The organism is Stenotrophomonas sp. STEN029 (assembly GCF_056760015.1).
The window spans coordinates 1-20884 of sequence record NZ_JBRREC010000061.1 but is presented as its reverse complement, the minus strand read 5'-3'; the positions used below and the strand labels follow the sequence as shown (position 1 = coordinate 20884).

Here is a 20884-nt window from a genome sequence, read left to right as displayed (position 1 = left end):
TTGTCCTATTCCTGCCGCCAAGGCCGGTATCCCATGCCCCATCCCTGCCTGACCTGCGGTGCCTGCTGCACCCAATACCGCGTTGCCTTCCATTGGATGGAATCGGACGAAGTCACCGAAGGCGGCGTGCCCCACCAGCTGACCCAGCGCCTGGACCCGCACCGGCTGTGCATGCAGGGCACCTACTCGGACCCGATCCGCTGCGTGGCCCTGGACTCGGAGATCGGCGTGTACTCGCGCTGCACCATCCACCCGAACCGGCCCAGCGTGTGCCGCGAGGTGGACGCCTCCTGGGAATACGGCAAGGCCAGCTCACAGTGCGACCGCGCGCGCATCGCCCACGGCATGCCGGCATTGACCCTGGCCGACTGGCGCTGGCGCGATGATGCCGACAACGATGGCGATGACCATCCTGACGACAACGGCAACAGCCCGTCGTCACCGCCGAACACGCCGATTGCCGCTTGAGGGTGATGCGGTAGTTGTTGGCTTTGGGCTTTGGGCTTTGGGCTTTGGGCTTTGCCCTTACGCCGTCATTCCCGCGCAGGCGGGAATCGCTCTTGCTGTTGCTCTTCGCCGTTGCCCTGTCCAAAGCCAAGGCAGAAGCCGAAGCAAGAGCCAGAGCGATTCCCGCCTGCGCGGGAATGACGGAAAAAAATCAAAGGCATAAAAGCAAAAGCGAAAGCTGCCTCAAAGCGCCTTGTAACGCCCCCAAAGCACCTCGAACTGCTGGGCAAAGCTGCGCACCAGGTTGCGGTCATTGCTGACCACCAGGTTCTCATCGTTGTGCTCGGTCGCGGTGCGCGTCCAGTTGAAGCTGCCGTTGGCCAGCTGCTTGCCATCGAACAGCGCGAATTTGTGGTGCATGTGGTATTCGCTGTGGTCCACCCGCACCGGGATGCCGCTCTCGTTCAAGCGACGGACGTCGTTGCCGTCGTCGTAGACCTTGTCGTTGTCGCTGATGATGCGCACCACCACGCCGCGCTTGTGCGCATCCAGGATGACCCCGCTGAGGCGGTCATCGGAGATGGTGAATACACAGATGTCCAGGGTCTGCTTCGCGCTGGCGCACAGCGCGCGCAGGCGCTGCATGCAGGCATCGCCCGGGGAGAAATAGGTACTGGTCAGGGTTTCAACCGGCCCGGCGTTGACGTCCAGCGTGCGCACCACCTGTTCAACCCACTTCAGCATCGGCAGTGCTTCGGCAGGATTGGCAGCGACCTGCTCGCGGGCGATATCGAAGGCGCGATTGCGCAGGAAGCGCAGGCGGTCGGGCGGTAGTTCGACGCCCAGCTCGCGCAGTGCGGAGCGTTCCTCGTTGCTCAACGCAAGATCCTGCGCGCTGTCACGCAGCTGACGGTCCAGGCTGTCGAAATCCATCCTTCACTCCCTGTGCTAAGAAGCACAGAGCTTCGCACACCCGCACCTGTCTGTAGGAGCGGCGTCAGCCGCGAAGCTGGTGCAAAGGGAACGGCCACAAAAGCTTACCCCTCCCCAACCCTACCCTCCGCCTTTGGCGCATGGGAGGGGGCAGAAGCAGGCATCGCGCGCTCACGGCTTTTGTGGGAGCGGCGTCAGCCGCGAAGCTGGTGCAAAGGGAACGGCCACAGAAGCTTACCCCTCCCCAACCCTCCCCTCCGCCTTTGGCGCATGGGAGGGGGCAGAAGCAGGCATCGCTCGCTCAGCTTTTTGTAGGAGCGGCGTAAGCCGCGAAGCTGGCAATGCTTCAGTCCACGAGAAATCAATCATCGCGCGAGCTTTGCGCGAAACGCCAGGCAACGGCTTGCAGGATGCGGAGGTAGCCGTAGCGGATCTATCCCTTGCTTCGCGGCTGACGCCGCTCCTACAAGTGCCCGCGCTCCCACAAGCCCCGGCTCACCCCAGCGGGTTGCGCTCCAGGAAGGCTCTTACCGCCGGCACGATCACTTCGTGCTTGTCTTCCAACACATAGTGGTTGGCATCTTCGAACTCGGTCACTTCCGCCTGCGGCAATGCCTTGCGGAAGCCGGTCAGGAAGTGATGATCGAAGCAGATGTCACGCAGGCCCCAGGCGATGTACACCGGGCGATCCGCGAACGACGGCAACGCTGCCGCCGCACGCTCCAGCAGCGACCAGGCCTTGTCGGCTGGCGACAGCGGGATGTCCTGCATGAAGCGGATGGTGGAAATGCGGTTGGCCCAGTTGTTGTACGGCGACACATAGGCGCGACGTACATCGGCCGGCATGCGCCGGCTTACGCCCAGCCACGAGGCGCCGGACGAGAATGCATTGAAGGTGCGGATGAACCATTCGCCCGGCTTCCAGTGCCGGCCCATGGCGATCTGCCACGGCATCGGCTTCTCCGGCGGCAACGGGAACGAGGCGGTGTTGGTGATCACCAGGCGCTTGACCTGATCGTGGTGCGACAGCGCCCAACCGAAGCCGATCATGCCGCCCCAGTCATGCACGGCCAGCGTCACCGGGCCGGTGATGCCCAGATGCTTGAGCAGTGCGTCCAGATCATCCACGCGCGACTGCAAGGTGTACTCATAACGGCTGTCGTCGGGCTTGTCCGACAGGCCCATGCCGATATGGTCCGGCACGATGCAGCGGTACTTGTCGCTGAGGCCGTTGACCAGGTGCCGCCACAGGTAGCTCCACGACGGGTTGCCGTGCAGCATCACCACCACCTCGCCATCGCGCGGACCTTCATCGATGTAGTTCATCGACAAGCCGGGGCGGACTTCGAAGCGGTGGGTCTTGCTGGGGTAACCGGGGAGTTTGTTCATCGGGTCGCACCTGCGGCTGCTAAGCCCCTCTCCCGCCGGGAGAGGGTTGGGGAGAGGGTTGGCCGGAGTGGAGCAGCTTGAACAACTGCTCTAACTCCCGGCGCTTGCGTGCTGCGCACGCTTCCCCTCTTCCGCCCTTCGGGCACCTTCTCCCCCTGGGGGAGAAGGGAAAAACCTGCGAACTGACAATTGCGCCTCCTGCGGAAGCGAAGCCGTCAGGCCACGGCCTTGTTACCAGACCACCTCGGCCATCGTGCAGTTCAAGCCCGAGCCAATGCCCATCAGCGCGACGCGGTCGCCCTTCTTGAGCTTGCCCAGCTGGCGCAGCTTGCTCAGCACGATCGGTACCGACGCCGGGCCGATGTTGCCGTGCTCGCCAAAGATGGTCATCACCTTCTTCGGGTCGATGCCGAAGGCCTTGATGAAGGCATTGGTATGCGGCTGGCTGACCTGGTGGATCACGAACTGGTCGATCTCCTCCACCGCCCAGCCCAACGCTTCGCGCGTGGCTTCAAAGGTCTTGGTGGCCAGCTTGATGCCTTCGATCAGCAACATGCGGGTGTCAGTGACCATGCGGTCCAGGTTGCCCACGCACAGCTTGTTCCACTGGTTGGCTGCACGGGTCACACCGCCCTTGTAGCGAGGGGCGTCCGGCACCAGCTCCGAGCGCGCCATCACCATTGCTGCCGCACCGGAACCGGTGGTCAGCGCGGCGACTTCGTCACGCAGCTGCTGGGCGGTGATGTCCGGGGACATCATGCGCTCCAGGGTCTTTTCATAGACCAGGTTGGAGGTCTCGCCGTCGACGATCAACGCATAGTCGATGTCGCCGCGCTCCAGCATGCGTGCGGCCACGTCCATGCCATTGATGAAGGCAAGGCAGGCGTTGGCGATGTCGAAGGTGACGCAGTCTTCGCCGATGCCCAGGTTGCCGGACACGATGGAAGCGGTGGACGGCTCCAGGTAATCACGGCTGACGGAAGTGTTGACCAGCAGGCCAACCTTGTCGGCAGTGATGCCGGCATCTTCCAGTGCCTTGCGGCCGGCCATGGTGGCGGCGTCCGAGGCCTGTGTACCCTGGTCCCAAAGGCGGCGCGCGTGGATGCCGGCGATATCGCCAAGCACGTCGGCACGAATGCCAAGGCGTTCCAGCGTGGGCTGGAGCCGCTCGTTGATTTCCTTTGAGGTCAGCGTATGCGGCGCATCAATATGCGCCAGTCCCGCGATCGAGACATTTTGAAAAGGCATCAGAAAGCGCCAAGACTCAGGCGAAGGGGTCGCCATTCTAGCGCCTGCGCATTTTTACCGCATCTTTACAAATCGGCGGCCCGGCGTATGGAGCCGCCGGGGCCGTAAGACAGCTGGAAAATCAGCGCGGCGGGCACTGGAAGGCAGCAAAGCGCTGGCTGCCATCGGCCGGCAGGCCACTGGCCTGTACGGCATTGGCGCCGGCACTGGGGGCCTCGTTGCGGGCCAGGGTTTCCAGCTCTTCCTGCACGCGCAGCGGGTTGCGGTTGTAGAAGCCAACCTTGCTCTTTACCGAGACCACGATCTCGCCCTTGGTCACGCAGCCCGGCGCAACTGGGCCTGCTGGCAATACGCGCACGGTCTTGCCGCCGGATTCAATCGGCACCCAGGTGCAGGCGGCGGTGCTGGCGATCAGGGCGGACAGAAGCAGGACGCGCATGGACTATTCCTTGTGAAGATCAGCAGGGATTGTGCCGGGAATGGATGAACAGGTGGTGATCCCGGTGATTTGGTGCGCGGCAAAGACAAAACCTACCCCTCCCCAGCCCTCCCCTTCGCTGCGCGAAAGGGAGGGGGCGGAAATGTAGTGCCGAGCCATGCTCGGCAGGGGCTTTACCGGACAAAGCCAAAAGCTGCCCTCACCCCAACCCCTCTCCCGCAAGCGAGAGAGGGGCTCAAAGCAAAAACTCCCCCTCCCCAGCCCTCCCCTTCGCTGCGCGAAAGGGAGGGGGCGGAAATGTAGTGCCGAGCCATGCTCGGCAGGGGCTTTACCGGCCAAAGCTGGAAGCTGCCCTCACCCCAACCCCTCTCCCGCAGGCGGGAGAGGGCCGTAGTGCCGAGCCATGCTCGGCAGGGGACTTCCCGGTAAGGCTTCAGCGCAAGACGGCTACGCCCTGCCGCTTACTTCTTCTCCACCGGCTTGCCGTCGGCGTCGATCACGGTCACTTCGCCCAGCTTCAGGGCCCGCACCGGGGCCTCGGTCTGCTTCAGGTCGCCTACCACCACCCAGGTCAGCTTGGACGGATCCAGGATCTTGGCTGCCTCGGCGACCTGCGCCGGGGTCATGGCTTCGATCTCGGCCTTGCGCTTGAACACGTAGTCGTCCGGACGGCCATAACGCACGATGCCACCGATGGTGCTCATCACCGCCGATGCGGTTTCGTAGGCACCTGGCAGGCTCAGCGTCTGGATGTTGCGGATGCGGTTGACCTCGGCCTCGGTCGGCGGACGCTGGCCGCTGGCGAACTGGCTGATTTCAGCGTTCATTTCCTTCATCGCCTCACCGGTCTTGTCGATCTGCACCGGTGCAACCGCCATCCACGGGCGCTGGCCCAGGGCATTGGAGGCCGACGAACGTGCGCCATAGGACCAGTGCTTGTCCTCACGCAGGTTCATGTTCAGGCGCGAGGTGAAGTCGCCACCCAGCACGCCATTGGCGATGTCGAAGCGGGTGGTGCCCGCGTCCATCGTCGACGGCGCGACCTGACCGGCGAACAGGTTGGCCTGCACCGCGCCCGGCTGGTCGATCAGGAACACGCGCGATGCCTGCGGGCGATCCACATTGGTCAGGACCTCCACCTTCGGCCGTGCGCCCTCGCCCTTCCAGTCACCGAAGCTGCGCTCCAGCAACGGCACGAGGTCCTTCAAGGTGGTGTCACCGACCACGATCAGGGTGGCGCCTTCCGGACGAATCCACTGCTTGTGGAAGGAGGTCAGGTCGTCACGGGTCAGCGACTGGATCGCCGCTTCGTCGCCGCTACCGGTGAACGGAATCGCATACGGGTGGCCTGCGCCGTACAGCAGCGGCGGCAGCACGCGCATCGCCACCGCGTTCGGCTGCGCCTTTTCCTGCTGGATGCCTGCAATCCAGGTGGCCTTGATGCGGTCGATCTCGTTCTGCTCGAAGCGCGGTGCACGCACCACGTCGGCATACAGCGCCAGCGACGGCGCCAGATTTTCCTTCAGTGCCGACAGATACACGTTGGAACCATCCAACGACGCACCTGCGCTGACGCGTGCACCCAGGCGCTCAACCGCATCGGCGAACGCCAGCGAGCCGAGCTGGCCAGCGCCTTCATCGAGCATTCCCATGGTGAAGTTGGCGGTGCCCGGCTTGCGGCCACGGTCGGCGGTGAAGCCACCCGGGAACTCATAGCTGAACTGCACCACCGGGATGTCATGGCGCTCGGCCAGCACCACCTGGGTGCCGTTCTTCAACGTGGCGCGCTGCAGCTGCGGGAACTTCAGTTCCGGGAAGCTGGTGGTCTTGGGCACGCCGGCGCTGCGGTCGACCTGGCTCGGCAGCGTGGTGTACTTGCTGTCCACGGCCGGCACGTTGAACGGCGCCGGCTTGACCGACGGCAGCTCGGCCAGCGCAACACGCTCGCCCGGCTCGACCACGATGGTGTGGTCGCCCACGCCCAGCCACTTGGCACCGGCAGCCTTTACGTCAGCCGCGGTGGCGGCATCGACATTGGCCAGCGAGGTGCGGAAGCAACCCGGGTTGCCTTCGTAGACGGTGCACTGTGCGAGTGCATCGGCCTTGCCGCCGAAGCCACCGATACGCTCGATGCCGCGCACGAAGCCCGCACGCGACTGCACCTTGGCGCGCTCCAGCTCATCGGCGGTCGGGCCTTCGGCGATCAGTCGCTTCAGTTCTTCGTCGATGGCGGCCTCGACCTTGGCCGGGTCCACGCCCTGCTTGACCGTGGCGATGATCAGGAAGTTGGAGCCCAGCTGCGAGGCATCGGTCATCGCGCTGATGTTGTCGACCAGCTTGTCCTTGTGCAGCAGGCGCTGGTCCAGACGCGAGGACTTGGCACCGCCCAGCACGTAGGAGAACAGCTCCAGCTGATCGATATCGGTGGTGCCGACCTGGGCCACGTTCCAGGCACGGTAGATGCGCGCCTGCGGCACCTTGTCGGTCATCACTTCGCGGGTGGTGGCGGCGCGCTGCGCAACGTTCACCGCCGGCTGCGCCATGGTCGGACCAGCCGGGATGTCGCCGAAGAACTTGGCGGCCTTTTCCTTGGCGGTGGCCACGTCGATGTCACCGGCCAGCACCAGCACCGCATTGTTCGGGCCGTACCAGGTGTGGAACCAGGTTTTGACGTCATCCAGCGATGCGGCGTTGAGGTCGTTCATCGAACCGATCACGCCGTGGTGGTACGGGTGACCTGCCGGGTACATGGCGCGGGTCAGCTTGTCCCAGACCTGGCCGTAAGGCTGGTTCTCGCCCTGGCGCTTTTCGTTCTGCACCACGCCGCGCTGCTCATCCAGGGCAGCCTGGTCGATGGCGCCGACCAGGTGACCCATGCGGTCCGATTCCATCCACAGCGCCATGTCCAACGCGGTGGTCGGCACGTTCTGGAAATAGTTGGTGCGGTCGGTATTGGTGGTGCCGTTCTGGTCGGTGGCGCCGACCTGCTTGAAGGGTTCGAAAAACTCGCCGTCATGGTTTTCGCTGCGCTGGAACATCAGGTGTTCGAACAGATGCGCGAAGCCGGTGCGCCCGGCCGGTTCGTCCTTGGCACCGACGTGATACCAGATGTTCACCGCCACGATCGGCGCCTTGCGGTCGGTGTGCACCACCACGCGCAAGCCGTTGGGCAGGGTGAATTCTTCATACGGGATATCGACCGACGCAGCGGCGGCGGCGGCTGGCTTGGCCTCCGCAACCAGCGGGGCGCCAACGAATCCGCCCAGGGCGGCACTCAGGGCCAGGGTCAACAAGGCGGTGCGGGGCATAGCTGCGTTCATTCCATTTCCGTTTGGGTATGAAGGTGAACGCAGATCCTAACCGGGCGCCGTCACATCGGCATACGCCATGCGTCATGGGTACCGAAGCAGCTGCACCGGTGTCCGTCCGGTCACTGCAGACGCGGCGAGTGTCCGGACAGCGGACACTTTCCACTAGCAACAAACCCTTATTTATCAATCAGATGTGATTGGCACGCATCCTGCTGCCTATTACTCGCAGCCAGATCCCTTCAGACGATAAATGACTGACTGCTGAACAAAACAAAAAAAGTAGCGAAAGTCCTTGCACTACGAAAATCACTGTACTACCTTACTACCACACCACTGCCCACACACACCAAACAGGTCCCGCCATGAACGCCAAGTCTCTCGCCCTTGCCATCGCCCTCGTCGCCAGCACCGGCTTTGTTTCTTCGGTCCAGGCTTCGGATATCGTCACTTTGGACACCGTGCAGGTTCGCCCTTCCGCTGATCAGCTGGCACAGGCCCAGCACGAAGCCAGCAGCAACATCCCGACCCTGGCTGCGGTGCAGGTTCGCCCGACCGTCGGCCAGATCGTCGAGCTGATGGCCGAACAGACCGCCAGCCAGCTGGCCTCCGCCAGCCCGGTCGCCATCGGCACCCGCGCCGGCCAGTGGATGGTGTCGCTGCCGGCCATCACCGTCCGCCCGGAGGTGGAGCAGGTGCAGGCCATGGCTGCAGAAGCCGCTGCTGAAGCCATCGGCAAGGTCGTCGCGCAGGGCATGGTTTCCAACTAAGCCAGCGATGACGCAACACCCGGCGTAAACTGCGCCGATGACTTCTGCCCCTGTTTTCGATGTAGTGCTTTACCAGCCCGAGATCCCGCCGAACACCGGCAATGTGATCCGGCTCTGCGCCAACACCGGCGCGCGGCTGCACCTGATCGAGCCTTTGGGTTTCGACCTCAGTGACAAGCAGCTGAAGCGCGCCGGCCTGGACTATCACGAGTACGCACAGATGCAGGTCCACCCGGACCTGGAAACCGCCTTGGCGCGCATCGCCCCGAAGCGTTTGTTTGCATTGAGTACCCGCTCCAGCGTCCGCTATGACACCGTGCAGTTCGCCGATGGCGATGCCTTCCTGTTCGGCCCGGAAACCCGCGGCCTGCCGCAGGACCTGCTTGATTCCCTGCCCGACGGCCATCGCCTGCGCCTGCCGATGCAGCCCAACAACCGCAGCCTGAACCTGTCCAACTCGGTCGCCGTGGTGGTGTATGAGGCGTGGCGGCAGCAGGGATTCTCTGGCGGCGCGTGATTGGCGCTTTGGGTTTTTGTTTTTTGTGGGAGCGGTGTAAGCCGCGAAGCTGGCAATGCTCCAGCTGAAGATTGATCGCCAAAAGCACCCCTCCCCAACCCTCCCCTTGGCTACGCCAAAGGGAGGGAGCGCAAGCCTGCGATCTGTCAGATGGCAGCGACCCGCTTTGCCCCCTCCCTTTGGCGCAGCCAAGGGGAGGGCTGGGGAGGGGTAACGCTCCAGCTCCAGCTCCAGCTCTCAGCTTTTAGCTTTTAGCTTCAGCAGCAACCCCAACCACACCCAAGTCCCGCAACACCCGCAGCCGCTCACCATCAACGGCAAGCACCTCCCCCAACACCTCAGCGGTGTGCTGCCCCAACACCGGCGCCGCCTGCTCATAGCGCAACGGCGTCGCCGAGAACTTCAGCGGATTACGCACCATCGCCACGCTGCCACCACCGGCATGCGGCAACTCAATCCGCAAACCACGCGCCTGCACCTGCGGATCAGCAAACACCTGATCGATGCGGTTGACCGGGTTGGCCGGCACCACCGCTTGCTCCAGCGCAGCCAACCACTCGGCCGCCGGCCGCGTGCGCAACACCTGCTGCAGATGCGGCACCAGCAGCTCGCGGTTCGCAACCCGGGCGTTGTTGCTGGCATAGCGCGGATCGCATGCCAGCGCCGGCTCGCCAATCACCTCGCACAGACGCGCAAACTGGCAGTCATTGCCAACCGCCAGCATGAAATAGCCATCAGCGGCCGGCATCACCTGGTACGGCACGATGTTCGGATGCGCCGTGCCCTGCCGGGTCGGCACCACGCCGCCGATCAGATAGTTGGAGGCCTGGTTGGCCAGCCATGCGACCTGGGTATCCAGCAGCGCCAGATCGATCTGCTGACCAACACCGGTGCGCTCGGCATGGCGCAACGCAGCCAGGATCGCCGTTGCCGCATACATGCCGGTCATCAGATCGGTCGCGGCTACACCTACTTTCTGCGGGCCGGCACCCGGCGCACCGTCTGGCTCGCCGGTGACGCTCATCAGGCCGCCTATGGCCTGGATCGCCGCGTCATAGCCGGCGCGCTGCGCGTATGGGCCATCCTGGCCGTAGCCGGTGATCGAGCAATACACCAGCTTCGGGTTGATCGCCTGCAGGCTGGTGAAATCCAGCCCGTACTTCTTCAGGCCACCGACCTTGTAGTTCTCCACCAGCACGTGACAGTGCACGATCAGCTCGCGCAACAGCGCCTGCCCTTCCCCTGTGGTGAAATTAATCGCCAGCGAGCGCTTGCCGCGGTTGGCGCACAGGTAATACGCCGATTCGCTGCTGTCATTGCCGTCGGCGTCCTGCAGGTAAGGCGGGCCCCAACTGCGGGTGTCGTCACCCACGCCGGGGCGCTCGACCTTGATGACATCGGCGCCGAAGTCGGCCAAGACCTGGGTCGCCCAGGGGCCGGCAAGGATGCGCGACAGGTCGAGGACGCGAACGCCTTCGAGCAGATTCATTTCGGCCACCAGGTTTTGCAGGCTTCGGGCAGCGCGGGCTGCAAGCCAATGGCGTGCTGGAAGGCCTCCGCCAGCGCAATCAGCGTGAGTTCGTCGCCCACATTGCCGATCAGCTGCATGCCTACGGGCAACTCTCCCGCAGCTACCGGCAGCGGTACCGACAAGGCTGGGTTGCCGGCCAGGTTGGCGTAAGCGGTGAGATCGGCCTGGCTGGCCGGCGCCGGGGTACCGAAGGCGAATGCGCGCTGGGGCGCAGTCGGCATTACCAGCACGTCGCAACGCGCCAGCCACTGCTGCAGCTGCACCTGCCCGCGATCGGCGAGCTGCGAGGCGGCAGCCAGCTCGGCAGCGCTGCGGCCTTCTGCCCAGGACATCAGCTTGACCAGCAGCGGCGAGAATTTGCTGCGGTCAGCGGCCCAGGCCTCGGCGTGTTCGACCAACAACTCGGCTTCGCTCATCAGCAGGCCAGCGCGACGTGCGCGTGCCGACGCAAATGCCGGTGCCGGCAGCGGTTTCAGCTGATGGCCCAAGCCGACCAGCACGCGCAGGCCATCCTCGAATGCCGCCTGCACGTCGGGCGCGATATCGGTTGCATCGAACAGATCCACCACGCCAATGCGCAGGCCCTCCGCATCCGGCGCGGCGTATTGAATGAAGCGCGACTGCGCGCAGTCCGGATCGAAGCCAGACATGATCTGCAGCAACAGACGCAGGTCACGCGCCGAACGCGTCAACGGGCCGATGTGATCCAGCCGCCTGCACAGGGCAACGGTGCCTCGCGTGCTGATCGCGCCCCAACTGGGCTTGAGCCCAACCACACCGCAATAGCTTGCCGGGATGCGCACCGAACCCATGGTGTCGGTGCCCAGCGCCGCCGCGCACAAACCAGCGGCCACCGCCGCGCCACTGCCACCGCTGGAACCGCCCGGCGTATGACCGTGCCGATGCGGGTTGTGGCAAGCACCATAGAACGGGTTGTCGTTGTCAGCGCCCATCGCCGCTTCGTGCATGTTGAGCTTGCCGACGAGAACCGCGCCGGCTGCGCGCAATGCGGCCACAGCCGGATTATCGGCACTGGCCGGGGCGCTGTGGCGGCGGGTCTCCATGCCGGCGGTGGTGACCATGCCGGCAACGTCGATATTGTCCTTGACCGCGATCGGCAGGCCTTCCAAAGGACGCGCCAAGCCGCGCTGGCGACGTTGCTGGGACTGCACGGCCGCAGCCAACGCGCCTTCCGCATCGACGTGGATATAACTGTTGACCTGCGCCTGGCTGGCGACGATGGCTGCCAACTGCTGCTCGATCAGTTCGGTGCAGCTGACGTCACCGGCAGCCAGCAAGGCCGCCTGCGCCGTCAGATCCAAGCTCAACAACTGCGCATCGGCCTTGCTCACGCGGTCTTCCTCAAGCGAAACGTTTGTCGATCAGACGCACCGGCTTCTGCCGTACTTCGATACCCGTCAACGCCGCCAGCTCACCCGGGGCGGCCAGCACGATGCTCATTTCAACACCGAGGCGCTGCCGCAGCAACGCGGCGAACTCCGCTGCCAACTGTGCGTCATCCAGTGCGCCACGGGTTTCCACGTGTACGGCCAGATCGTCGCGCCCGCCTTCGTCGCGGCTGGCGACGCAGATGAACTCACCGGCGAACGATGCGTGTTCTTCCAGCACCGGCGCCATCGCCTGCGGGAACACATTGATGCCGCGGATCTTGACCATGTTGTCGCTGCGGCCAAGGAAGCCTTCGATGCGGCGCAGGTTCATGCCCAGCGGCGAGGGCGTGGTCAGCACACGGGTCACGTCATGGGTATTGAAGCGGATGATCGGGTAGATGTCGTCCTTGTACAGGCAGGTGACCACCATGTCGCCGGTGTCGCCATCGGCCACCAGTTCACCGCTGTCCACGTCGAGGATTTCGACGTACTGCGCGTCTTCCATCAGGTACAGACCGTCCTGATCCGGGCCCTGCCCGGCGATCGCGCCGGTGTCGCCCACGCCATACCAGTCGTACAACTCGACACCGCCCCAGGCCGCCGACAGCGACTCGCGCGATTCGCGGCCGAGGTGGCCGCAGATCATCCGCACCGGGATGTCCTTGCCCGGCACCAGGCCGTTCTCGCGGGCCACGTCGGCCAGCTTCTTGATGTAGTCGGCAAAGCCAACAATCACGTTGGCGCCCATGTTCTTCATCAGCTGCACCTGCTGCGCCGAGCGCATCTCGATGCCGGTACCGGCCGAACAGAACAGTGCCTGCGTGTAATGCGTCACCGCCTCACGCACATAGTGGCCGCCGTTGATCATGCCGTGGCCGTACACCGAGTGCACCACGTCGCCGGGCTGCATGCCCTGCCAGCGATACAGGCGGGCAAGCAGCAGGCTCTGCACTTCGCGCGAATGCGGCGAGAACACCAGCGGCTGCGGGCGACCGGTGGTGCCGGAGGTGGTGTGGAAGACCAGCGGCTTGTTGCCAGCGTCGGTGCCGTCCTGCCAGCCGTGGAAATCGCCCAGCGGCGGATTGGCTTCGACCGACGCCATGATTTCGTGCTTGCCGAATACCGGCAGTTTGGTGATGTCGTCCAGGCTCTGGATATCTTCCGGCTTGATGCCTGCATTGCCCCACAGGCGCTGGTAGAACGGAATCTGCCAGGCGCGGGCCACGCAGCGCAGGAACATCGCGTTCTGCTCGGCGCGCAGTTCCTCGCGGCTGATGGTCTTGAACTTGTCGGTGAAGGCCTGGTCCAGCGGGAACTGCTGAAGCAGCTCCTTGACATCGAAGGATTCGAAATAGGTGGCGTAGGTCATGGGGTCTCGACAATCAGCAGGTCGACCAGCTGCCTGACATCGTCGATGTCCTGCAGATGGTCGAAGTGGGAGATCAGGGCAGCACGGAGACCGGCACCGAAGGGACGCGCGGCGTGGTCAAGGCAGTGGTGGAACTTTTCCAGTTGCTGGGCACGCGACAGCGGCCGTTGCGGCGAACCGATGGCAGCATCGCGATGGTTGTGCAGCACGCGACCGTCACGCAGGGTGACCGTCATCGATTGTGGCACCAGCGCATTGGGATCGTCGCAGTCGTTCGGCACCAGGCTGACCTGGTTGGCGAACGCGGCCAGCTGCGCATCGGCGAGCTTGTCCGGCGCATAGGCGGACAAGCCGACCTTGCCATCGAGCAGCACGGTACCCAGTAGGAACGGCAGGCACAGCCGTGCATAGCTGGTTTCCATTGCGGGCTGATAGCTGCGGCCGACCAAACGGCGCACCAGCGGCGGCGCCTGCAGTTCGATGCTGGCGACGTTGTCCAACTGCAGGCCGTGCTGCTGGCGCAGCTCCATCAGCATGTCCTGCGCGGCATGCGCGGCGCCACCGGTGGGGAACACCTTGTGGCTTACGTTGAGTATCTGCGCTTCGCGCGCGGCCAGCTTCTGCAGCGACGGTCCGACGTCGAATTCGCCCTCGATCAGCGGCAGATAGCCGAAGGGCCCTTCCAGCATCTCGCGCGGCGCCGGAAAGCCATTGCGGGCCAGTTCCCAGCAGCTCAAGGCGGCGCGCGAGTTCAGTGCGACCTGCAAGGCCAGCGTCGGCGAGCCTTCCACATGCGCCTGCATGGTGCCGGACAGGTGGCTATAGGTCAGGCCGAGCGCGCGACGAAGCAGTTCTTCGTCAGCACCATGCAGATGGGCGATGCCTGCTGCAGCACCTAGCGCGCCGCACATCGATGGCCGGAAGAAGCGCATCGGCGCGCGGCCACTGATGCCGATTAGCGTGGCTACATCAACGGCGACATTGAGCGCTGCGATCAAGGCCTTGCCATCGACCGCCACGCCATCGACGTTTGCGTGCTGCTCGGCGGCGGCAATCAAGGCCGATTGAATAACCGCCAATGGATGCACCACTGCCGGCATATGTACGCAATCAAATTCCTGGCTGTGAATCTGGTAGCCGTTGACCATCGCCGCGCTGGCCGCCGGCAAGGCTTCGCCGGTCACCCACACACGCGCGGCATTGCCGCTGCCGTAGCTGGCGGCGCTGCGTCGAACGGTTTGGGTCAGCGGCACCTGCGGACCGGAGCCAGAAAGCCCCACGGCCGCCGAATCCATCACGAACACCTTCGTGGCCGCGACCGCCTCGGCGGAAAGGTCTTCAAAACACAGCGTGCGCGCATGCTGCAACAGCGCTTCAGTCAATCGCATCAAGCCACCCGCGCCAACATGGCGTTCAAGGCGTCCAGACTGCCGCCATTGGCCAGCGCCTGCACCTGCCCAAAGAGGGGTTGCGCCAAGCCTGCGGATACGCCACCCCATTGCGCCAGGGCCAGTGCCTTGGCCAGCACATCCTCGGCCGACATCGGGCTTTCCGGGTCGCCCCAGGCATCGATGCGCTCGGCCTGCACACTGCGGCCATCGGCCAACCACAGCTGCACGCTGGCACCGTAGTGCATTGGGAAACGCTGGCTGCAGGCTGCATCCTCGATCAACGCGATACGCTGTCGCCACGGCGCCAGTTCAGCATCGCTGCAGGCTTCGGCGGTGTAGTGCTCAAGTTGCGGCCGGCCATTGACCACGATCGAGGCCAGCGCGTGCTGCAGGCTGAACTTGGCCTCCAGCTCGGTCTGCGGCTGGGCGCGGTCGCAGAAGCGCAGGGCCTCGGCATAGGTGCGCACTTCGATGCGTTCGATCTGCGCGATATCAGCTGCATCAAGCTGCGCCATCGCTTCCAGCATCGCATCAATCGCCGGATGTGCATGGCGGCAAGCCGGCCACGGCTTCAGGCTGGTGCTGTGGATCAACCAATCGTCTTCGTCGGCAACCACCAGTTCCGGCACGGCGTCCGGTGCGGTGGCGGCAAACAGGCCCTGCTCGCCTTCCAGTATCCTGCGCGGCCCACGCATGCCAGCCAGCGCCAATTGTGCCGCCAGCCAGCCACCGCGTGCGGCTTCAGCGTTATGCAATGACTTGGTCGGCACCGGTTCATGGCGCATCTGCCACAGCCCGCCAGTACGGCTGCCGGCATTGCCCAGCGCATCGGCCAGCGATTCCGCCGGCAGGCGCAGCACAGATGCAGCGGCTGCAGCAGCACCAAACGCGCCGGCAGTCGAAGTGGGATGCCAGTAGCGGTAGTGCGCCTTGCCCAGCGCACGGCCGACGCGGATGGTGGCTTCGTAGCCGCGCACGATGGCATCGAGCAGCGCCATCGCATCCGCGCCTTCGGCCTGTGCTGCAGCCAGCGCCACCGGGATGACCACCGGGCCGGGATGCAGGATGGCAGCGCGGTGCACATCGTCCATTTCCAGCACATTACCGAGCGCGGCATTGAGCAGCAGCGCGTCGGCTGCACTGCGGCGGCCAGCGCCCAAAGCCACCACATTGCCGCCAGCCTGCGCCTGCACCACCGACTGCAGCTGGGCGGCAATCGGATAGCGCAACGCAGCCAGGGCGCAGCCCAGCCAATCGACCAGCAGCAAGGCGGCACGCTCACGGGCGGCGGCATCCACCGGCCGTTGCAGGCGCTGGGCGAGCTGTTCGGTAAGGCTGGCAACAGGCGTGGTCATCGCGCGATGAGGTCTCGGTGCAGGCCCGCAACAGCGGGTTTGGGATGGTGGGAACAGCAACCGTGTGAAAAGAGCATAACCGACTTTGTCCGGACATATCATATGATCCGTATCCCGACCGCCGCAATCAGCCCATGCCCCGACCTCTGGATGCCGACACCTTCTTCGACTACCTTGCGCAGGGACCCGAGGTCTTCGCGCCCGGCTGTGCCGGCCATTCACTGCTGTTCGAACACTGGCTGCGCAGTGGCGCCGAACGCTGCGGCGGGCTGCGCTTCACTGGCGTGCACATCCCCACCGTCAACACCTTCGATTTTGCCGGACTGCACCCGCAGGCACGCCAGCGCACGATCTTCCTGAGCAGCGATCTGCGCAGTTCGTGGCTGGCGGGCCGCGTCGACTACCTGCCGATGACCTATACCGCCACCTGGCGCTGGCTGCGCGAAGGCGTGGCCTTCGACACCGTACTGGTGCAGGTGGCGCCGCCGGACGAGGACGGCAACTGCTCGCTGGGCATTGCCTGCGACTTCACCCCGGCGGCCTGGCCACGCGCGACCCGCATCCTGGCGCATATCAACCCGCGCATGCCGCGCACGCGCGGGCCGTCCATTCCCTTGTCGCGGATCACCGCCGCCATCGAGCAGGATGCGCCGCTGCTGGCCATTCCCGATCCGCCTGCCGATGCCGCGATGGATTCGGTTGCGGCACAGGTCGCTACCCTGGTGGAGGATGGCGCGACACTGCAGCTCGGCCTGGGCCGCCTGCAATCGGCGGTGCTGCGCGCGGTGCGCGAGCGGCGCAACCTGCGCATCCACAGCGGCATGGTTTCCGATGGCCTGCTTGGCCTGCTCGAATCCGGCGCGCTGTCGGCAGCACCTGATGCTGTGGTGGCCGGCGTCGCGCTGGGTACACAGGCGCTGTACGACGTCGCCCCGCGCAACATCGGTTTCCGCGAGGTTGGCCATACCCACGATCACAACGTACTGGGCGGTATCCCGCGCCTGACCGCCATCAACAGCGCGTTGTCGGTGGATCTGCTGGGCCAGGTGAACGGCGAGTTCCTGTCTGGACGCCAACTGAGTGGTGTGGGCGGCCTGCCTGATTTCCTGCAAGGCGCTCGCCAATCGACCGCTGGTCGCGGCATCATTGCACTCCCTGCCAGTACCCCGAAGGGCGAAAGCAGGATCGTGCCGATGCTACCCACCGGTCCCGTAAGCCTTGCCCGCGTAGATGCCGACTGCATCGTCAGCGAACATGGCGTAGCCGATCTACGCCACCTCGACGTCCATGCACGGGCCCAGGCCCTGATCGCCATCGCCGCACCCGAACACCGTGAACCCCTGCAGCGCAGCTGGCAGGAACTCTCGCTCAGACTTTGAACAAGGATCTGTACATATGACTGGTACGCGACGCAGCAAGCCCCGCTATGCCGAACTGGGCGACCTACTGCAGGCGGCAATCGAGAAGGGCGAGTACGCCGTTGGTACCTTGCTACCCACCGAACTGGAGCTGTGCGAACGCTTCAGCGTCAGCCGCCACACCGCACGTGCGGCCTTGGCGCAGTTGATCAGCGCCGGCCTGGTGCAGCGCCGCCCCGGCGCTGGCACGCGGGTGATCGCGCAGAACTCGGCAATGCGGTACGAGCACGAGATCGACACCGTCGACCTGCTGATGCAGTACGGCAACAGCACCCGCCTGCAGGTGCTGGAGGCCGAGCGCAAGCTGGCCGACCCTGCGATGGCGCAGCGCCTGGACATCCACGAAGGCAAGGAATACCTGCGCCTGCACTGCCTGCGTCTGGAAGAACAGACCCGCGAGCCGATCGCCGTCACCGAGATGCTGATCCCGGTGCGCACGGGCGTGCCCACCGAAAAACTGCTGGAAGTGGCCGGCGCCGCGCGTGCGCTGGCCAAGTTCCTCGACCCGACCAAGCTGTCGCGGGTGGAGCAGGTATTCGACGCGGCCTCGTTTGAAGCGGCCGATGCCAAGCTGCTAGACATCAAGAAGAGCGAGCCGGCGATGCGCGTGCAGCGCCGTTACCGCGATGCCAACGGCCGTCTGCTGCTGGTCGCGACCAGCCTGCATCCGCCGGGCCGGTTTGCCTATTCGATGGTGCTTTCACGCAGTCATCGCTGATTGAATCATAATTCGCACTTAAGCCCGCCAAAGCCCGATGTCAGACCACTGCCATCGGGCTTTTTGTATGCGGTCGCCGCCGATGAAGTAGCCCGGGTAAGCGAAGCGCACCCGGGTAACAGGCAACTGGCGATGCTGGAACCTCCCGCCAACAGCCCCGGGTGCGCTGCGCTTACCCGGGCTACACCTGCCGAGCCGATCAGCCCCATAGGCAGCGCTCCAGGCCTCGCCCCTGTGCTACCAACGCCCGCGATCCGCAACAGCGGCTTGACACCCCGGAGCCAAGAACTGACGCTTACGCCATGAGTATCGACCTTACCCCTCTTGATCTTCGAGAGCTCAACACTCTCATCCGCGCCGCACAGGACAGGCACAAAGCGCTCACCCAACGTCAACCTGCGGAAAAGGTCAGGCGCAAACTCACCGCATTGGCCAAGCAGACCGGTTATACGATCGAGGAGTTGTTCGGTCCTGGCGCAGATGCCGTCGCAGCCAAGAGCAAGCCCACCCGGCGCAAGGGCCCGAAGGTCAAACCCAAGTACCGTGATCCCGAGAACCGTTGGAACACCTGGACTGGCCGCGGCAAGATGCCGCTCTGGCTGGCCTCCAAGATCCGCTTCGGGCAGACCGCCACCGACTTCCTGATCCCCGGCGTGGCCAAGCTCACCCCGAAGGAAAAGGTACTCACCGGCAAGCGCAAGCTGTTCAAGCCCAGCTGAGTCAGAACGGCAAAACTGGGTCAAAACCGGGGTCAGTGTGGGGTTTCGTACCGAAACCCCACCCTGACCCCGGTTTTGCTCCGGTTTTGCTCCTTAACTGCTAGATTCCAAGGCTTCTCCAAGCTTGGACAAAGCCGCCCATGCGTAGTCGTCTGCTGTGGATGTTGCTCTGCCTGCTGGCACCGGCCAGCAATGCCGAAGTACTGGTGCACTCGATCAGCTACCAAGGCAACGACCGGCATGCGCCATTGGCGGCCGGCAATTACCGCAACCCGATCCTGCCCGGCTTCTACCCGGACCCGTCGATCGTGCGCGCTGGCGATGACTTCTATCTGGTCAACTCCACGTTCGGCTATTTCCCCGGCCTGCCGATCCACCACAGCCGCGACCTGGTCAACTGGACGCAGATCGGCAACGCGATCGACCGCCCAGGCCAGATCAACTACGGCAAGGACGAGCTGACCCGCGGCCTGTTCGCTGCCTCCATCAGCCATCACGGCGGCAAGTTCTACATCGTCAACACCTGCTTCTACTGCGACGGTGGCAACTTCGTGATCCAAACCGACAACCCGGCCGGGCCTTGGTCCGACCCGGTCTGGCTGCAGGTGCGCGGCATCGATCCTTCCCTGTTCTTCGATGCCGATGGCAGCAGCTGGGTGGTACACAACGATGTGCCCGATGGCGAACTGCGCTACGACGGCCACCGCGCGATCTGGCTGCAGCAGATCGACCTGGCCAGCGGCAAAGCCCTTGGTGAGCGGCGTCTGCTGGTGGATGGCGGCGCCAACCCAGCCAGCAAACCCGAGCACATCGAAGGCCCGCATATCTTCAAGCACGACGGCTGGTACTACCTGACCGCCGCCGAAGGCGGCACCGGCGAACAGCATGCGCAGATGATCTGGCGCAGTCGCAGCCTGACGGGTCCGTATCAGGCAGGTGACGACAACCCGGTACTGACCCAGCGCGACCTCGATCCCAAGCGCGCCAATCCGGTGACCTCGGCTGGGCATGCGCAGTTCGTGCAGCTGGCTGATGGCAACTGGTGGACGGTATTCCTCGCCACCCGCCCCTACCGTGGCAATCAATACAATCTAGGCCGTGAAACCTTCCTGTTGCCGGTGCAATGGCAGGAAGGCTGGCCGCAAGTGCTGCCGCGCGACGCCGAAGTAACGCTGCAGTTGCCGCGCCCACAGATTGCTGGAGCATCCGTGCCAATCAGCGATAGCGCTGTATCCAGTTGGACGGAAAACTTCAGCGACGCGACGCTGCCACCACAATGGCTGACGCTGCATCCGCCGAAGCGCGCATGGTTCATCACGGGCGCTGATGGTCTGAAGCTGCAAACGGGCACGACGCCTCTGGGCGCCGAGGGTACGGAAGATCAGGCCCACTATCTGGGCCACCGCCTGCAGCACCATCGCGCGACCCTGGATATGCAGCTTTCGGCCGCGTCTGTGGCTGATGGCGAGTTGGCGGGATTGGCCTGGCTGCAGAACGAGCGCTATCACTATGTGCTGGGCGTCGAAGCCAGCAATGGTACGCGCCGGATAGCCCTGTACTTGCGCGCCGGCAAGGATTCACCAGAGACAGGCACGCTGTTGGCGCAGAAGGAACTAAGCGGCGCTGGCGACAACACTGGACTGCGATTCACCCTGGATGGCGCACGCGCGCAGGCATGGTTTTCGCCAAAACCCGGGCAATGGCAACGCCTTGGTGAAACGCTTGATGCGAGCCTGCTCAGTACCGACACCGCGGGTGGATTCATCGGCAGCACGTTTGGTGCGTATGCTTTGAAAAGATGAAGTACAGCAGGTCAAAACCGGTTCAAAACCGGGGTGGCGCGGGGGGGAGGGTGTGTTTCGCACGGCGGTACACCGCCTTGGTCAGGGGGTTGGTGGGAGGGGTAAATATCAGGGTGTTGCTCGCCCCCCGCGCCTCGAG

17 protein-coding genes are annotated in these 20884 nt (G+C 64.5%); 7 read left to right on the top strand and 10 right to left on the bottom strand.

Features of this window, described 5'->3' with window-relative positions:
• The first annotated feature begins 33 nt into the window (after window positions 1–33).
• Entirely contained in the window at window positions 34–468 is a 435-nt protein-coding gene (locus ACVOLI_RS13680) for a YkgJ family cysteine cluster protein (RefSeq protein WP_282269389.1), read from the top strand.
• A gap of 222 nt (window positions 469–690) precedes the next feature.
• On the opposite strand, the gene ACVOLI_RS13675 is transcribed toward ACVOLI_RS13680, so the two are convergent.
• From ACVOLI_RS13675 to ACVOLI_RS13655, 5 genes are all read right to left on the bottom strand, one after another.
• Window positions 691–1380, bottom strand: coding sequence for a phospholipase D-like domain-containing protein (locus ACVOLI_RS13675; protein WP_481614829.1), 690 nt, complete (start codon window positions 1378–1380; stop codon window positions 691–693).
• 495 nt (window positions 1381–1875) lie between these two features.
• Window positions 1876–2769: an alpha/beta fold hydrolase gene (locus ACVOLI_RS13670; RefSeq protein ID WP_481614828.1), complete on the bottom strand. Its 894-nt coding sequence runs from the start codon at window positions 2767–2769 to the stop codon at window positions 1876–1878.
• A 231-nt stretch (window positions 2770–3000) separates the two neighbouring features.
• Entirely contained in the window at window positions 3001–4017 is a 1017-nt protein-coding gene (locus ACVOLI_RS13665) for a 3-oxoacyl-ACP synthase III (RefSeq protein WP_313174064.1), read from the bottom strand.
• Window positions 4018–4138: 121 nt separating this feature from the next.
• Window positions 4139–4456, bottom strand: a complete 318-nt coding sequence (locus ACVOLI_RS13660) for a DUF4156 domain-containing protein (protein ID WP_481614827.1) — start codon at window positions 4454–4456, stop codon at window positions 4139–4141.
• Between the two features lie 461 nt (window positions 4457–4917).
• Window positions 4918–7776 (bottom strand): M16 family metallopeptidase, encoded by a 2859-nt coding sequence (locus ACVOLI_RS13655; RefSeq protein ID WP_481614826.1) that lies wholly within the window; start codon window positions 7774–7776, stop codon window positions 4918–4920.
• A 353-nt stretch (window positions 7777–8129) separates the two neighbouring features.
• On the opposite strand from ACVOLI_RS13655, the gene ACVOLI_RS13650 reads away from it, so the two are divergent.
• A complete protein-coding gene (locus tag ACVOLI_RS13650) occupies window positions 8130–8534 on the top strand; it encodes a hypothetical protein (protein ID WP_481509169.1) in 405 nt (134 codons plus the stop codon).
• A gap of 37 nt (window positions 8535–8571) precedes the next feature.
• A complete protein-coding gene (gene trmL / locus ACVOLI_RS13645; protein ID WP_481509168.1) occupies window positions 8572–9051 on the top strand; it encodes a tRNA (uridine(34)/cytosine(34)/5-carboxymethylaminomethyluridine(34)-2'-O)-methyltransferase TrmL in 480 nt (159 codons plus the stop codon).
• Window positions 9052–9295: 244 nt separating this feature from the next.
• Here the strand turns inward: trmL and ACVOLI_RS13640 are convergent, their stop codons facing one another.
• From ACVOLI_RS13640 to ACVOLI_RS13620, 5 genes are read right to left on the bottom strand one after another with little or no spacing between them, the layout of a single operon-like run.
• Window positions 9296–10540, bottom strand: a complete 1245-nt coding sequence (locus ACVOLI_RS13640) for a CaiB/BaiF CoA transferase family protein (protein WP_481614825.1) — start codon at window positions 10538–10540, stop codon at window positions 9296–9298.
• Window positions 10537–11934, bottom strand: a complete 1398-nt coding sequence (locus ACVOLI_RS13635; RefSeq protein WP_481614824.1) for an amidase — start codon at window positions 11932–11934, stop codon at window positions 10537–10539. Before ACVOLI_RS13635 ends, ACVOLI_RS13640 begins: the two co-directional genes overlap by 4 nt.
• A 10-nt stretch (window positions 11935–11944) precedes the next feature.
• Window positions 11945–13342, bottom strand: a complete 1398-nt coding sequence (locus ACVOLI_RS13630; protein ID WP_481614823.1) for a phenylacetate--CoA ligase family protein — start codon at window positions 13340–13342, stop codon at window positions 11945–11947.
• Window positions 13339–14730 (bottom strand): MmgE/PrpD family protein, encoded by a 1392-nt coding sequence (locus ACVOLI_RS13625; protein WP_481614822.1) that lies wholly within the window; start codon window positions 14728–14730, stop codon window positions 13339–13341. The genes ACVOLI_RS13630 and ACVOLI_RS13625 overlap by 4 nt, the downstream gene beginning before the upstream one ends.
• Window positions 14730–16088, bottom strand: a complete 1359-nt coding sequence (locus ACVOLI_RS13620; protein ID WP_481614821.1) for an MmgE/PrpD family protein — start codon at window positions 16086–16088, stop codon at window positions 14730–14732. Before ACVOLI_RS13620 ends, ACVOLI_RS13625 begins: the two co-directional genes overlap by 1 nt.
• 134 nt (window positions 16089–16222) lie before the next feature.
• Between ACVOLI_RS13620 and ACVOLI_RS13615 the strand changes: the two genes are divergently transcribed.
• The 4 genes from ACVOLI_RS13615 (at window position 16223) to ACVOLI_RS13600 (ending at window position 20745) form a co-directional block, all read left to right on the top strand.
• Complete coding sequence (locus tag ACVOLI_RS13615; RefSeq protein WP_481614820.1) at window positions 16223–17467, top strand: acetyl-CoA hydrolase/transferase family protein; 1245 nt, start codon at window positions 16223–16225, stop codon at window positions 17465–17467.
• A 16-nt stretch (window positions 17468–17483) separates the two neighbouring features.
• Window positions 17484–18224 carry a GntR family transcriptional regulator gene (locus ACVOLI_RS13610; protein WP_481614819.1) on the top strand — a complete coding sequence of 247 codons (741 nt, stop codon included), beginning with the start codon at window positions 17484–17486 and terminating at the stop codon, window positions 18222–18224.
• Between the two features lie 302 nt (window positions 18225–18526).
• Window positions 18527–18943, top strand: a complete 417-nt coding sequence (locus ACVOLI_RS13605; RefSeq protein WP_481614818.1) for an H-NS histone family protein — start codon at window positions 18527–18529, stop codon at window positions 18941–18943.
• A 140-nt stretch (window positions 18944–19083) separates the two neighbouring features.
• Window positions 19084–20745 (top strand): glycoside hydrolase family 43 protein, encoded by a 1662-nt coding sequence (locus ACVOLI_RS13600; RefSeq protein WP_481614817.1) that lies wholly within the window; start codon window positions 19084–19086, stop codon window positions 20743–20745.
• Window positions 20746–20884: the final 139 nt, after the last annotated feature.